Here is a 13,077-nt window from a genome sequence, read left to right on the forward strand (position 1 = left end):
TTCCCCAAGGGAAATCCTCTATGACCTTCCCCCGGATGGCAGGGTTCAACCGCTACGACCTCCTGGCCTTGGTCTTGACCTTGGCCCTGCTGGCCCTGCTTCTCCGGGCCTCGGCGGAGGTGGCCGGGCCTTTTGCCCCTGCCGCCATCTCCCTAGACCCAGCCCAGCTGCCCGAGTACGCCCTGCGCACCGCCTTCCGCATGGGGCTGGCCCTCCTCCTCTCCTTGGCCTTTACCCTGGCCTACGCCCCCCTGGCGGCCAAGACCCGGCTGGAACCCTTTCTGGTATCCCTCCTGGACATCCTGCAGTCCGTCCCCATCCTGGGCTTTTTGGCGGCCACCGCGGGCGCTTTCGCCGGCCTTTTTCCCGGTCGGGCCCTGGGCTATGAGCTGGCCGCGGTCTTCGCCGTCTTCACCTCCCAGGCCTGGAACATGGCCTTTAGCTTCTACCAGTCCCTGAAGACCCTGCCCAAGGAGCTGGTGGAGGTGGCCGTCGCCTTCCGCCTTACCCCCTGGCAACGCTTTTTGCGCCTAGAACTCCCCTACGCCCTGCCCGGCCTGGTGTGGAACGCCATGATGTCCATGTCCGGGGGGTGGTTCTTTGTGGTGGCCGCGGAGGCCATCGCCGTGGGCAAGACCCAGGTGGCCCTCCCAGGCATCGGCTCCTACATGGCCGCGGCCATCGCCCAGGGGGACGGGCGAGCTCTCCTGTACGCCACCTTGAGCATGCTCCTGGTGATCCTCCTCTACGACCAGCTCCTCTTCCGTCCCCTGGTGGCCTGGAGCGAGCGCTTCAAGTACGAGGAGCGCCCAGGCCAGGAGGTGCCCCGGAGCCCTGTTCTAGACCTGCTGCGGCGGACCCGCTTCCTGAAAGGGGCCACCGAGCGCCTCTTTTCCCACCTCCTCGAGGCCCTCCTGCGCAGGGAACGCCGCCCCCAGAGGCCCCTCCGCCTTCCCCTTTGGCCGTTTCTCCTCCCCCTTTTCCTCCTTGGGGGTGCGGGCCTGGCCAGCCTCCTGGCCCAGGTGGCCGCCTTGGGCCTGGGGGAGGTGTTGCGGGTCTTCCTCCTTGGCCTATGGACCCTTTTGCGGGTCCTGGGGGTGCTGGCCCTGGCGGCCTTGGTCTGGGTGCCCGTGGGCATCCTCCTGGGCCTGAGGCCCAGGCTGGCCCAGCGGACCCAGGCCTTCCTCCAGTTCCTGGCCGCCTTTCCCGCCAACCTCCTCTACCCCTTCTTCGCCCTCCTCCTCCTCCGCCACCACCTCTCCCTGGAGGTCTTCGCCGCCTTCCTCATGGTCCTCGGCACCCAGTGGTACATCCTCTTCAACGCCATCGCCGGAAGCCTGGCCCTGCCCGAGGAGCTCAAGGAGGCGGCCCGCAGCCTCGGCCTGAGGGGCTGGGCCCTTTGGCGGCGCCTGCTTCTGCCCGGCACCTTCCCCTACCTGGTCACGGGGCTCGTCACCGCTAGCGGCGGGACGTGGAACGCTTCCATCGTGGCCGAGGTGGTCCAGTGGGGGTCCACCACCCTGGAGGCCACGGGCCTGGGGAGCTACATCGCCCGCTGGACCCTGGAGGAGGGAAGTGGGCCCCACCTCCTCCTGGGCCTTGCCGTCATGAGCCTCTACGTGGTGGCCATGAACCGCCTCCTCTGGCGGCGGCTCTACCGGCTGGCGGAAGGGCGGTTCCGGCTTTAGGGGGTGAGGATGTTTCTGGAAGCCCAGGGCGTGGCCAAGGCCTACCGCGCAGGGGATAAGCCCTTTCCCGTCCTGGAGGGGGTGAACCTAGAGGTGCGGGAGGGGGAGATCGTGGCCCTCCTCGGCCGCTCGGGAGGGGGGAAGAGCACCCTTTTGCGCATCCTGGCCGGGCTCATCCCCCCGGACGCGGGGGAGGTGCGCTTCCGCGGGAAGCGGGTGGAGGGGCCGGCGGAGGGGATGGCCATGGTCTTCCAGACCTTTGCCCTTTTCCCCTGGCTCACGGTGTGGGAGAACGTGGCCCTGGGCCTCGAGGCCCGGGGGGTTCCCCTGGAAGAAAGGCGGCGCCGGGCCCGGGAGGCCATCGCCCTCATCGGGCTAAGGGGGTTTGAGGAAGCCCTGCCCAAGGAGCTCTCCGGGGGCATGAAGCAGCGGGTGGGCTTCGCCCGGGCCCTGGTGGTGGACCCCGAAATCCTCCTGCTGGACGAGGCCTTCTCCGCCCTGGACCCCTTGACCGCCGAGGGGCTCAAGGGGGACCTCCTGGACCTCTGGCAGGGGGGCCAGCTCCGCACCCGGGCCATGGTCCTGGTGACCCACAACATGGAGGAGGCCGTGGCCCTGGCCGACCGGGCCCTGGTCCTCCAGGGAAGCCCCGCCCGCATCGGCCGGGAGATCCCCATCCCCTTGCCCCACCCCCGGGACCCGGGGGACCCTCGGTTCCGCGCCCTGGTGGACGAGCTCTACGAGGCCCTAACCCAAAGGGAGGAGGTGGAGCGGCGCCTGGAGGAGGACCTCCTCCGCCTGCCCCAGGCCTCCGTGGGCACCCTCCTCAGCCTGGCCGAAACCCTTGCCCGCCTGGGAGGGCGGGTGGACCTCCCCCTCCTGGCCGAAGAGGGGGGGCTGGAGGTGGACGACCTCTTCCCCCTCCTGGAAGCCTTGGAGCTTCTGGGCTTCGCCCGGGTGGAGCGGGGGGATGTGGAGCTGACCCCGGCCGGGCTGGCCTGGGCCCAGGCCAGCCCCGAGGAGCAGAAGGTGATGTTCGCCGAGCACCTCCTGCGCCAGGTTCCCCTTTTCGCCCGCCTACACCAGGCCCTCCTCCAGCAGGGCCGGCTCCCCGAGGAACGTATCCTCCTCCGGCTCCAGGACCACCTCCCCGAACCCGAGGCCCGCAGGGTCCTCCAGGTGGTCCGGGAATGGGGGCGGTACGCCGGGCTCTTGGTCTACGAAGAAGGCCCCAGGGCCTTCCGCCTGCCGGCAGGACCCGCCTAAGGCCGCGCCCTCCCCTGGCGTATACTCTTTACCCGTGGTCCGCGGCCCCCACCTGGAGAACCCATGAAACCCAACGCCCACCCTGAGGAAGGCCGCTACCCCTGGTGGCAGGTGCTCTGCCTCACCGGGGTGGACCTCTTCTCCTCCCTGGGCTACCAGCCGGGCATCGCCCTCCTGGCCGCCGGGGCCCTCTCCCCCCTGGCCAACCTGGCCCTGGTCCTCTTCGCCTTCTTGGGGGTCTACCCCGTCTACCGCCGGGTGGCCGAGGAGAGCCCCCACGGGGAAGGCTCCATCGGCCTCCTCACCCGCCTCATCCCCGGCTGGCGGGGAAAGCTTTTGGTCCTGGTGGTCCTGGGCTTCATGGCCACGGACTTCATGCTGACCATTACCCTCTCCGCCGCGGATGCCGCCGTGCACTTCCTGGGAAACCCCTTGGCCCCCATCTGGCTCCAAGGGCATCAGCTGGGCCTCACCCTCTTCCTGGTGGGGCTTTTGGGCTTCGTCTTCTACCTGGGCTTCCGCGAGGCCATCGGCCTGGCCGTGCCCATCACCTTAGGGTATCTGGGCCTCAACGCCCTGGTCCTCCTGGCCGCCCTGCCCCACGTGGAGGGGGAACACCTGGAGGGCTGGTGGCAAAGGCTTCTCGCCAGCCATCCCGACCCTTCCGCCCTAGTCCTGGCCACCCTCCTGGTCTTCCCCAAGCTGGCCCTAGGCCTTTCCGGCTACGAAACCGGGGTGGCGGTGATGCCCCTCATCCGGGGCAGGCAGGAAGACCCTCCGGAGAAGCCCTGGGGCCGCATTCGGAGAACCCACCGCCTCCTCCTGGCCGCCGCCCTCATCATGGGCTTCTTCCTGGTGGGGGCCGGCCTGGCCACCGCCCTCCTCATCCCCCCGGAGCTTTGGGGCAGCGAGGAGGTTTCCGGAAGGGCCCTGAGCTTCCTGGCCCACCGCTACCTGGGGGAAGGGTTCGGCAGCCTCTACGACCTTTTCTCCATCGTCATCCTCTGGTTTGCCGGGGCCAGCGCCATGGCCGGTCTCCTCACCATCGTCCCCCGGTACCTGCCCCGCTTCGGCATGGCCCCGGAGTGGGCCCGGAGGCAGCGGCCCATGGTCCTCTTCTTCACCGGTGTGGCCCTGGCCCTTACCCTGCTCTTCCGCGCCGAGGTGGAGGCCCAGGCCGCCGCCTACGCCACCGGGGTACTGGTGGTCATGTCCTCCGCGGCCTTGGCGGCGGTCCTCCTGGAGGCCCAAGGGGAACGGAAGAAAGGCGCTTACTTCTGGGCCCTCCTCCCCCTTTTCCTCTACGTGCTGGTGGCCAACATCGTGGAACGCCCCGATGGGGTGAGGATCGCCTCCTTCTTCATCGCCGCCACCCTCTTCCTCTCCCTGCTCTCCCGGGCCTTCCGCTCCTTTGAGCTGCGGGTGGAGCGCTTCCAGCTGGACGAGATGGCCGAAAGCTTCCTGGAGGAGATGAGGGCGCTGGAGGCCCCCATCCGCCTGGTGGCCCACCGGCCGGAGCGGGGAGGGCGCGGGGTGTATTGGGAAAAGGAACGCCGCATCCGCGAGGCCACCCACATCCCCCCCGAGGACCCCATCTACTTCGTGGAGGTCTTCGTGCAGGACCCTTCGGAGTTCGCCGCCGAGGCCCGGGTCTGGGGGGTGGAACACCCCGACGCACGGATCTTCCGCATCCTGGGCACCGCCGCCCCCAACACCCTGGCCGCCTTCCTCCTCTACCTGCGGGACCGCCTGGGTCGCCGGCCCCACATCTACTTTGAGTGGTCGGAGGAAAGCCCCCTGCAGGCGGCCTTGGATTTCCTCCTTTTTGGAGAGGGGGACGTGCCCACCCTCACCCACGAGGTCCTGAGGCGGGCGGAGCCTAACCCCCTCAGGCGCCCTTTGGTCCACGTGGGGGGGTAGTCGCCGCCCCCCTAGCCCACCCTGGCCCGCCCATAGCCCAGGCCCGTCTTGGCCCCCACGCCGGAGTAGAAGGCGAAGCGCCCCAAGGCCTGCAGCCACCGGGCCTCCTCCTCGGTGGCCCTGGGCAGGTGGTAGACCACCTTGCCCACAAACCCCACCGCTTCCACCTCCGTTTCCGCCTTTAGGGTCTTCCCCTCAAACCAGCGCACGGTGGTCCGCTCCAAAAGGGCCTCCCGCACCCCTTCCGGGGCCTTCAGGGGACCGAAGGCCTCGAGGCGCCTCAGGAGGCTTTCCACCACCAGCCGGGGCTCGGGAAGGGGGTAGTGCACCCCCTTGCGGCGGAAGAAGGTGGGGCTGGCGAAGCGCAAGGGGAGGTCGGGCAGGGCTTCCCCTTGGAAAAGCCGGGCGTAGGTGGAAACCCCAGCCCAAGGATGCCCCTCCTGCAGCACCCCCCGCACCCGGAAGGGCTTTCCCAGGCGCACCTCCTTCCCCTCCAGGGCAAAGAGCCTGGGGGCTAGCCGGGCATAAAGCCCCTCCTGGAGCAAGCTGAACCGGGCCCAGTAAGCCCCCTCTTTGCCGCCAAACCCCAAGGCGAAGGGGTTTTCCCCCTGGTCGTGCACCTCGGGGGCCACTTCCTGGAGGAGCCCATAGAAAAACCCCCGCAACCCCCTGGGCTCCGGGGGCGCCTCCCCCTCCAGGGTCAGGACCAAGGCCGCCAGCACCATGCCTCCAGCATGGGGGAAGAAAGCCCGATGTGCAAACCGCACAAGGGGCCTCGAGGGGCGTGGTATAGTCTGGTGGACATGACAAGCGGGCTGCACGTTGCCTTGGCGGCCCTGGTCCACGATCTGGGCAAGCTCCTCTCCCGCGCCCGCTGGGGCGAGCGGGATGAAGGGGTACCCGACCGCACCCACACCGCCTACACCGCCTTCTTCGTGCGAAGCCACGCCGGGCTTTTCCGGAAAGCGGGCGTGGACCCCGCCTGGCTGGAGGAAACGGCAAGCCGCCACCACGAGGGTTGGCAGAAGCGACCCCAGTACCAGCCCCACACCCCCGAGGCCTGGTGCGTGGCCCTGGCGGACACCTACGCCTCCCAGGAGCGGGAAGAAGGGGAAGGCGGGGGTAGCCCCCCCGAGGTCCCCCTCCTGCCCGCCACCGCCCAGCTCCGCCTCATGGGCCAGGAAGGGAGGAAGGACCTGGGCCTGAGCCCGGTGCACGCCCTGGGGGAGGGGCTGGTGCCAGGGGGCCCCTACCCGGAAGCCCAGCCCAACGTGCGCAAGGAGGCCTACAGGCGGATCTGGGAGCGCCTCGAGGCCCGCCTGCAGACCCTTGACGCCCTCCCCCACCTGGACCCAGAGGCCCTCCTCCTTTCCCTGGCCGCCCTCTTCCAGGAAGGCCTCTCCCTGGTCCCGGCGGACACCCAGTCCGAGCCCGACGTTTCCCTTTACGACCACCTGCGCCTCACGGCGGCCATCGCCCACGCCCTGTGGCTTTACCACGGGCAAAGCCCCCGGGTGGAGGAGCTGCGCCAGGACGGGGAGAAGTTCCTCCTGGCGGTGGGGGACCTGGGGGGGATCCAGGGGCACATCTACCGCATCGCCGGGGCGGAAACCGGGGTGGGGGGGATCGCCAAGCGGCTGAGGGCCCGCAGCCTGGAGGTGAGCCTGGCCACCGAGGCCATGGCCTTGGGGATCCTGCGGAAGGTGGGCCTCACCCCCCTGAACCGGATCATGGGGGCGGGGGGGAAGTTCTACCTCCTCCTGCCCCACACCCAAGGGGCCTTGGAAGCCCTGGAAGGGGCCCGGGAGGCCTGGGGAAGGTGGGCCTTGGCGGACGGGGGGAGCCTGCTGCCCCATCTGGCCTACGTTCCCTTGCGGGGAGCCGACTTCCGGGACTTCGCCAAGGCCCTAAGTAGGGTGCACAGGGAACTGGCCCTGGCCAAGCTCCGGCCCTTTCCCTTCCTCGAGGAAAGCCAGGAAACCCTCCGCCAGGCCCTCCGCCCCTGCGCCGCCTGCGGCCTAAGGCCGGCCCGGGAGGATGCGCCCGGAAGCCTCTGCCCCGGGTGCGAGCGGGAGGCCGAGGTGGGCGGCCTCCTGCCCCGGCGGGACCAGGTGGGGTTTTTCCTGGAAGAGGCCCCTAGACCCTTCTTTGGCCTCCCTGGCCTAAGAGTGGCCCTGGGCCCTGCGCCAGGCCCCTGGGCGGCCTTCCACACCTACCGGGCCCGCCCGGACTTCACCCCGGACGGCACCCCCTTTGAGGTCAAGCCCCTCCTGGGCTACCTGCCCACGGTGGAGAAGGCCCTAAAGGCCACGGGCATGAACCTGGAGGCGTATCAGGCCTGGGTGCGGGAGGAGGGGCTTTGGGAGGAGGAAGGAGATGAGCACCGCCCCCTCACCTTCTCCGAGCTGGCCGCCCTGTCCGAGGGGGCCCCCTACCTGGGCGGGCTCATGCTGGACGCGGACCGCATGGGGGAAGCCTTCGCCACCGGGTTCCGGCGGGAAGAGAAGGGCAAAGACCTGGCAAGCCCTAGCCGCATGGCCGCCCTGTCCCGCAGCCTGGAGTGGTTCTTCAGCGTGGAGGTGCTGGAGCTCATCCAGCGACCTGGCACCTACGCCCAGAGGCTGGGCTGGGATGGGCTCGAGGCCCGCCGGAAGGGTCAACGCTACCCCCTCCTCTATAGCGTCTACTCCGGGGGGGATGACCTCTTCCTCCTCGGGCCCTGGGACGCCCTGCTGGACTTCGCCCTGGACCTGGAAAGGCTCTACCGCCTTTACACCCAGCACCCGGCCCTCACCCTCTCCGGGGCCTTCCTCCTTTTCGCCCCCAAGTCCCCTGTGCCCCAGATGGCCGAGGCCTTACGGGAAGGGGAGAAGCGGGCCAAGGAGGCAGGCCGGGGCCGGCTTTTCCTCTTCGGCCAGGCCGTGGCCTGGGATACCTTACGGGAACTCAGGGCCTGGCAGGAAGGGCTCAGGCTCCACCTCCAGAAGGAGCGGGTGAGCAAGGCCCAGGTCTACCGCTGGCTGGCCCTCTGGCGGCGGTTCTGGTCCGAGGGCCTAGACGAAGGGGAAAGGATGGGCTACAAGCCCCTGCTGGCCTACGCCCTGCGCCGGGTGCGGGAGAAGGACGAGGGAACCTGGAAGACCTACCTGAACCTCCTGGACCACCAGCAACCGGCCTGGCAGTACCTGCCGGTGTGGGTGCAGTGGGGGCTTTATGGGGAAAGGAGGGAGTAGATGGCCACGCTGGAATTCTACAAGGACAAGGAAAAGGGGCTTTTGGACCCAACCCTCTTTGAAAGGGCACGGGAGAAAGCCGAGGAGCTGAACCGGGAGGGCAAGCTTAAGTCCAGCCAGTTCCGCAACTACTTCGCCGAGCTCCGGGCCCTGGAAAATCGCTTCCAGAAAGAGCGCAAGGCGGACGAGGCCCTGGCCTTCGCCCGGCTGGTGCCGGAGCTGGAACTCCTCAAGGCCAAGCTGGCCTACAACACCCGCTCCCAAGGCCCCCTAAGGGAGGCCAAGGCCTTTGTGGGCTTCCTCAACGAGGCCCTGGACGCGGGCAAGCGGAGCCCCAAAGACTTTGAAGCCATGATGAAGTACGTGGAAGCGGTGCTGGCCTATTTCTACGCTTTGGGCAAGTGAGGTGAGTGAGGATGCAACTGAGAAAGGTCATGCGCATCCGGGCGGTCCTCCTGGCCAAGACCGGGATACGGATCGGCATGAGCCGGGACCAGATGGCCATCGGCGACCTGGATAACCCCGTGATCCGCAACCCCCTCACCGACGAGCCCTACATCCCGGGCTCCAGCCTGAAGGGGAAGCTCCGCTACCTCCTGGAGTGGAGCCTGGGCGGGGACTACATCCTAAAGGCCAAGGAGAAGCACGTCTACGCCTCCCCCGACCCCAACGACCCCGTGGCCCGCATCTTCGGCCTGGCCCCGGAAAACGACGAAAAAGGCCTCGAGGCCGCCCGGAAACGGGGCCCCACCCGCCTCCTGGTCCGGGACGCCTACCTGACCCCCGACTCCAAGGAGGAGCTGGAGCGGACCATCGCCCGCGGGGGGTACCTCACAGAGATCAAGCAGGAGGTCTTCATCCCCCGCCTGGGGGGGAACGCCAACCCCCGCACCACGGAGCGGGTGCCTGCCGGGGCCCGCTTCGGGGTGGAGATGGTCTACCGGGTACTGGACGAGAAAGACGAGGAAAACTTCCACAAGCACGTCCTCAAGGCCCTGGAGCTCCTGGAGCTGGACGGCCTTGGCGGGCACATCAGCCGGGGGTACGGGCAGGTGTACTTCCTGCACCCAGAAAAACCCCTGGAGGCGCAAGAAGGCCTCCCCCTAAGGGAAAGGCTCCTGATCCAAGAGGTCCCAGCGGGCCACCATGCGGGCTAGCGCCTACTACCTGCGGTTCACCGCCCCCGTAAGGGCCCTTCCCCGGGCCTCCACCCTCCTGGGCCACCTCTTCTGGTGGTACCGCTACACCCATGGCAAGGAGGCCCTGGAGGAGCTCCTGCAAAGGCTCCCCAGCCTGGACTTCCGCCTCTCCAGCGCCTACCCCGAGGGCTGGCTGCCCCGGCCCAAGCTCCCTCCCCTGCAGGTGGAGGACACCACGCTCCGCAAGCGGCTCAAGGGGCTCGCCCTCCTCTCCTTTGAGACCTTCCAAAACGTCGCCCAAAAAGGGGAAGGGGCCCTCCTCGAGGCCCCCGAGGTCACGAAGAACCACGCTCCCCCCACCCCCCGGCGCCTGCGCCGCACCCGGGTGGGGATAGACCGGGCCACGGGCGGGGCCAGAAAAGGGGTGCTCTTCACCCAGGACCTCCTTTTCCCCACGGGGCGGTATGCGGTCTACGCCCTAGGAGAGCCCCCCTTGGACCTCCTGGAAGGCTTGCGCTTCGTGGGGAGCATGGGGTACGGCGGCCTGGCCAGCGTGGGGGCCGGGGTCTTCCAGGTGGAAGGCCCCGAAGCGGTGGACCTCCCCGAGGCCCGGGAGGCCAACGCTTGGGCCACCCTGGCCCCCAGTCCCCTGGAGGGCGCCCTCTACTACGAGCCCGAGCCCTACTGGGGCCGGCTGGGCGGGGGGTACGTGGGGGCAAGGCCCTTCAAAAAGCCCTACCTGCGGGCCAAGGAGGGAAGCGTGTACCGGGACAAAAACGCCCTCCGCCTCCTAGACGTTACCCCCAGCGAACCCCCGGAGGGGGCCCGGGTGGTGGAGGTGCTGCAGGTCTTTCCCCTGGGGGTGAAGGTATGAGCTTCCTGGAAGCCTACACCCTAGAGCTGGAACTCCTCTCCCCCGTGCATGTGGGCACCGGGGAAGCCTACCCCGCCTATGCCTACGTGCCCGACTTTGAAAGGAAGCAGGTCCACCTCCTAGACCCTTCGGCCCTCCTCCTGGCCCTTAGCCCAGAGCGCCAAAAGGCCTTCCTGCGCAAGGTGGCCGAGGGCCCCAAGGGAGCCCAGGACATCCTGCGCCATCTCTACCGGGAGGGACAGATCCCCCAAGAGGCCATCCGGCGCACCCTACCCGCAAGCCAAGCCTTCCTCAGCACCATCCAGGAGGCCACGGAGGAAGCCACCCTGGAGTACCGCCCCCTCCCCTACTCCCCCTTGGGGCCGTACCTGCCCGGCTCCAGCGTCAAGGGGGCCCTGCGCACCGCCTGGCTCTACTGGAAGCTGGTGCAGGGGGGTAAGGTGTTGGAGCTCCAGGGAAAAATCTGGCGCTTCCGCCCCAAAGGCCCCCAAGACGGGCAAACCTTCATCTCCCTAAGCCCCAAGGCTAGGGTGGGGCTCCAGGAGAACCAGGCCTTCGAGGGGGAGGTATTAGGGTATGGCCGCAACCTCTACCGGGACCCCTTCCGGGCGGTGCGTCTCACGGACTCGGAGCCCGCCGAGGGTTTCCTGAACCGCATCGGCATCTTCCACCCCCGGGGGAAGATGGATGGCACCCTCCTCCTGGCGGAAACCTTCCGCATAGGAAGCCGTTTCCGCTTCCTGTTCCGCTACCAAGGAGGGCTGGCTGCCAATAAGGGGGTGGCAGGAGCTGTGCCGCCCGGGGAGCTGGTCCAGGCTTTGCGGGAATACTACGGGTACGTGGCCGAGTGGGAGGAGGACTATGCTAGGAATAGGGAGCCCAAGCTGGAGAAGGCCCTAAAGGTCTACGAACAGCTAAGGGAGAAAACCCAAGACCCCCAGACCTTCCCCATCCGCATCGGTTTCGGCTCGGGAAGGTTGGCCCTGCGCCTGGCCCTCATCCTGCCCCAGGATCATCCCGAGGCGCAAGATCCCACCACCCGCAAGACCGCCGGGGCCCGGAAGCCCAAGGACGGCTACCCCCTGGGCTGGGCTGTGGGGCGGCTGGTACCCCGTAAGGGATAGGTATGCCAAAGGTTTTGCTCTCTTTCTTGGGAACGGGAGAATACAAGGAAATCCCCTACGCCTTGGACGGCCAGGAATACCTCACCCCCTACACCCAAGAAGCCCTGGCCCGGCACTACCCGGAGCACACCCTCAAGGTCCTCCTTACCGATGCGGCCCAGAAAAAACACGGGGAGGCCCTGCGCAACCGGGTGGCCTACGAGGGCGTTTCCATCCCCGATGGCCGCACCGAGGAGGAGCTTTGGCAGATCTTCAACGCCATCGTGGAGGCGGTGCCGGAAGGGGCCAGCCTGGTGGTGGACATCTCCCACGGCTTCCGCTCCCAACCCGTGCTGGCCCTGGCCGTGGTCCACTTCCTGAACGTGGCCAAGGGGGTGCAGGTGGAGCGCATCCTTTACGGAGCCTTGCGGGAGCAGGAAGGCCGGGGGGAGTTTCTTGACCTTACCGCCTTTCTGGAGCTCTTGGCCTGGACCCAGGCCGCCCGGGACCTGGCCCAATACGGCTTCGGCAAGCCCCTGGGGAGCCTACTGCAAAACCTCCACCGCCAAAGCTGGCTTTCGGGAGGAACAGGCCCGCACCGCCTGGGCCCCTTGGGAAAGACCCTGGAAAACCTCAGCCTTTCCCTGGAGGTGCTCCGGGTGCAGGAGGCAAGCCAGCACGCCATCGGCCTTCTCAAGGCCTTAGAGGAGGTGGAAAAGGACCTGGAGCGCGCCCCCCGCTCCCGCCCCCTGGGGCTTCTCCTGCGCTTCCTGGAGGAGCGCTACGCACCCCTGGCCGTGGGAGACCCCTTGAGCCCTGGGGAGCTTCCCGCCCAGGCGGCCATGGTGGAACTCCTTTTGAACACCGGAAGCCTGGCCCAGGCCGCCGCCCTCATGCGGGAGCTGATGGTAACCTGGCTCTGCCTGCAAAGGGGCTTTGACCCCGTGGACGAACGGGAAGGGGCCGAAGGCCTACTGAATAGCTGGGCCAGGAGGGCAAAGCAAAAGGCAACGGATGAAAAGGCCCAAATCGGCCAGCTCTGGAATGACTTGGCCAACCTCCGCAACGATATCGCCCACGCCGGCATGCGCAAAGACCCCACCCCTGCCCAGACCCTGGCGGCCAACCTGAAGGACCTCTGGCAAAGGGTACGGCAGGTAATGGCGCCCTAGGCCACCACAAAAGCTTCCTCGCGCACCAGAGGCCCCACGCCCAGCACCTGCACCTCGCCCTGTATGGGGTAGATGCGCAGGGCATCCTGGCTTAGGTCCAAAAGCTTGCGGGCCCGGGCCCGGAGATCTTCTAGAAGCCTTTCGTCCAGGTAGCACTCAAACACGGAAAGCTGCACCCGCTCCCCGTAGCCTTTCAAAAGGTTGGCCAGCTTCACCCGGCGGGTATCGTCGGGGATATCGTAAGCGATGGCATAAAGGCGCTTCATGCCCCAAGGCTAGCGCCCCCTACCGGGGGGTGCAATCCTTTGGCGCCCATTTTTACCCCAATGTGGCCCTCTTATTTTGAGGGCCCCAACCCCCGCTTGCGGGGAGGAACCCAAAGCCCAAGCCACCCCCCTGGCCTCGTTTCCTCTACCTTCAGGACAAGCCTTCCCCAGTTGGGGTAAGGGGAAAGCTCCCACACGAGGGTGAGGGTATCCCCCACACGAAGGGGCTCAGGTGGTAGCCCTAGCTCCCGAAGCCCCTCCTCCAGCTCCCGGCGGCTGGCGGGGGTGGGGGGATACAGGAAAAGTTCTCCCACCACCATTCCCCAGATAAGGGGCCTGCCCATCCCCAAACGGTAGAGGGTAAGGCCTTGCAGGACAGGCAGGGCCAGCCACCACCCTTTATCCTCGTCTCGGTA

The 13,077-nt window shown here is 67.8% G+C and carries 11 protein-coding genes; 9 read left to right on the top strand and 2 right to left on the bottom strand.

The window, feature by feature from the left end; translation table 11 throughout:
* The first annotated feature begins 20 nt into the window (after window positions 1-20).
* The 3 genes from TCCBUS3UF1_RS06530 (at window position 21) to TCCBUS3UF1_RS06540 (ending at window position 4,874) form a co-directional block, all read left to right on the top strand.
* Window positions 21-1,688, top strand: a complete 1,668-nt coding sequence (locus tag TCCBUS3UF1_RS06530) for an ABC transporter permease subunit (RefSeq protein ID WP_041433805.1) — start codon at window positions 21-23, stop codon at window positions 1,686-1,688.
* Window positions 1,689-1,697: 9 nt separating this feature from the next.
* Window positions 1,698-2,954 (top strand): nitrate/sulfonate/bicarbonate ABC transporter ATP-binding protein, encoded by a 1,257-nt coding sequence (locus TCCBUS3UF1_RS06535; protein ID WP_041433806.1) that lies wholly within the window; start codon window positions 1,698-1,700, stop codon window positions 2,952-2,954.
* Window positions 2,955-3,017: 63 nt separating this feature from the next.
* Window positions 3,018-4,874 carry an amino acid transporter gene (locus tag TCCBUS3UF1_RS06540; protein ID WP_014515727.1) on the top strand — a complete coding sequence of 619 codons (1,857 nt, stop codon included), beginning with the start codon at window positions 3,018-3,020 and terminating at the stop codon, window positions 4,872-4,874.
* A gap of 11 nt (window positions 4,875-4,885) precedes the next feature.
* On the opposite strand, the gene cas6 is transcribed toward TCCBUS3UF1_RS06540, so the two are convergent.
* The gene (cas6, locus tag TCCBUS3UF1_RS06545) at window positions 4,886-5,599 is read right to left on the bottom strand and encodes a CRISPR-associated endoribonuclease Cas6 (RefSeq protein ID WP_041433807.1); all 714 of its coding nucleotides are present in this window, start codon (window positions 5,597-5,599) and stop codon (window positions 4,886-4,888) included.
* A gap of 78 nt (window positions 5,600-5,677) precedes the next feature.
* Between cas6 and cas10 the strand changes: the two genes are divergently transcribed.
* The 6 genes from cas10 to csx2 are packed head-to-tail and all read left to right on the top strand — an operon-like array spanning window position 5,678 to window position 12,395.
* Window positions 5,678-8,107 (top strand): type III-A CRISPR-associated protein Cas10/Csm1, encoded by a 2,430-nt coding sequence (cas10, locus tag TCCBUS3UF1_RS06550; protein WP_014515729.1) that lies wholly within the window; start codon window positions 5,678-5,680, stop codon window positions 8,105-8,107.
* On the top strand, window positions 8,108-8,512 hold the full coding sequence (gene csm2, locus TCCBUS3UF1_RS06555; protein ID WP_014515730.1) for a type III-A CRISPR-associated protein Csm2: 405 nt from the start codon (window positions 8,108-8,110) through the stop codon (window positions 8,510-8,512).
* An 11-nt stretch (window positions 8,513-8,523) separates the two neighbouring features.
* Complete coding sequence (gene csm3, locus TCCBUS3UF1_RS06560; protein ID WP_041433808.1) at window positions 8,524-9,264, top strand: type III-A CRISPR-associated RAMP protein Csm3; 741 nt, start codon at window positions 8,524-8,526, stop codon at window positions 9,262-9,264.
* The gene (locus TCCBUS3UF1_RS06565; RefSeq protein WP_014515732.1) at window positions 9,254-10,120 is read left to right on the top strand and encodes a hypothetical protein; all 867 of its coding nucleotides are present in this window, start codon (window positions 9,254-9,256) and stop codon (window positions 10,118-10,120) included. The genes csm3 and TCCBUS3UF1_RS06565 overlap by 11 nt, the downstream gene beginning before the upstream one ends.
* Entirely contained in the window at window positions 10,117-11,244 is a 1,128-nt protein-coding gene (gene csm5, locus TCCBUS3UF1_RS06570) for a type III-A CRISPR-associated RAMP protein Csm5 (protein ID WP_014515733.1), read from the top strand. The genes TCCBUS3UF1_RS06565 and csm5 overlap by 4 nt, the downstream gene beginning before the upstream one ends.
* 2 nt (window positions 11,245-11,246) lie before the next feature.
* On the top strand, window positions 11,247-12,395 hold the full coding sequence (gene csx2 / locus TCCBUS3UF1_RS06575; protein WP_014515734.1) for a TIGR02221 family CRISPR-associated protein: 1,149 nt from the start codon (window positions 11,247-11,249) through the stop codon (window positions 12,393-12,395).
* Here csx2 and cas2 read toward each other — a convergent pair.
* Window positions 12,392-12,661 carry a CRISPR-associated endonuclease Cas2 gene (cas2, locus tag TCCBUS3UF1_RS06580; RefSeq protein ID WP_014515735.1) on the bottom strand — a complete coding sequence of 90 codons (270 nt, stop codon included), beginning with the start codon at window positions 12,659-12,661 and terminating at the stop codon, window positions 12,392-12,394. The genes csx2 and cas2 overlap by 4 nt on opposite strands.
* Window positions 12,662-13,077 lie beyond the last annotated feature (416 nt).

The organism is Thermus sp. CCB_US3_UF1, assembly GCF_000236585.1.
In the GTDB taxonomy this organism is placed as follows: Bacteria; Deinococcota; Deinococci; order Deinococcales; family Thermaceae; genus Thermus.

Excerpts from the sequence above, each read along its gene's own strand:
- cas2 (WP_014515735.1), bottom strand. The coding sequence starts at position 12,661 with ATGAAGCGCCTTTATGCCATCGCTTACGATATCCCCGACGATACCCGC.
- TCCBUS3UF1_RS06535 (WP_041433806.1), top strand. The coding sequence starts at position 1,698 with ATGTTTCTGGAAGCCCAGGGCGTGGCCAAGGCCTACCGCGCAGGGGAT.
- csm2 (WP_014515730.1), top strand. The coding sequence starts at position 8,108 with ATGGCCACGCTGGAATTCTACAAGGACAAGGAAAAGGGGCTTTTGGAC.
- TCCBUS3UF1_RS06530 (WP_041433805.1), top strand. The coding sequence starts at position 21 with ATGACCTTCCCCCGGATGGCAGGGTTCAACCGCTACGACCTCCTGGCC.
- cas10 (WP_014515729.1), top strand. The coding sequence starts at position 5,678 with ATGACAAGCGGGCTGCACGTTGCCTTGGCGGCCCTGGTCCACGATCTG.
- TCCBUS3UF1_RS06565 (WP_014515732.1), top strand. The coding sequence starts at position 9,254 with ATGCGGGCTAGCGCCTACTACCTGCGGTTCACCGCCCCCGTAAGGGCC.
- csx2 (WP_014515734.1), top strand. The coding sequence starts at position 11,247 with ATGCCAAAGGTTTTGCTCTCTTTCTTGGGAACGGGAGAATACAAGGAA.
- cas6 (WP_041433807.1), bottom strand. The coding sequence starts at position 5,599 with ATGGTGCTGGCGGCCTTGGTCCTGACCCTGGAGGGGGAGGCGCCCCCG.
- csm5 (WP_014515733.1), top strand. The coding sequence starts at position 10,117 with ATGAGCTTCCTGGAAGCCTACACCCTAGAGCTGGAACTCCTCTCCCCC.
- csm3 (WP_041433808.1), top strand. The coding sequence starts at position 8,524 with ATGCAACTGAGAAAGGTCATGCGCATCCGGGCGGTCCTCCTGGCCAAG.
- TCCBUS3UF1_RS06540 (WP_014515727.1), top strand. The coding sequence starts at position 3,018 with ATGAAACCCAACGCCCACCCTGAGGAAGGCCGCTACCCCTGGTGGCAG.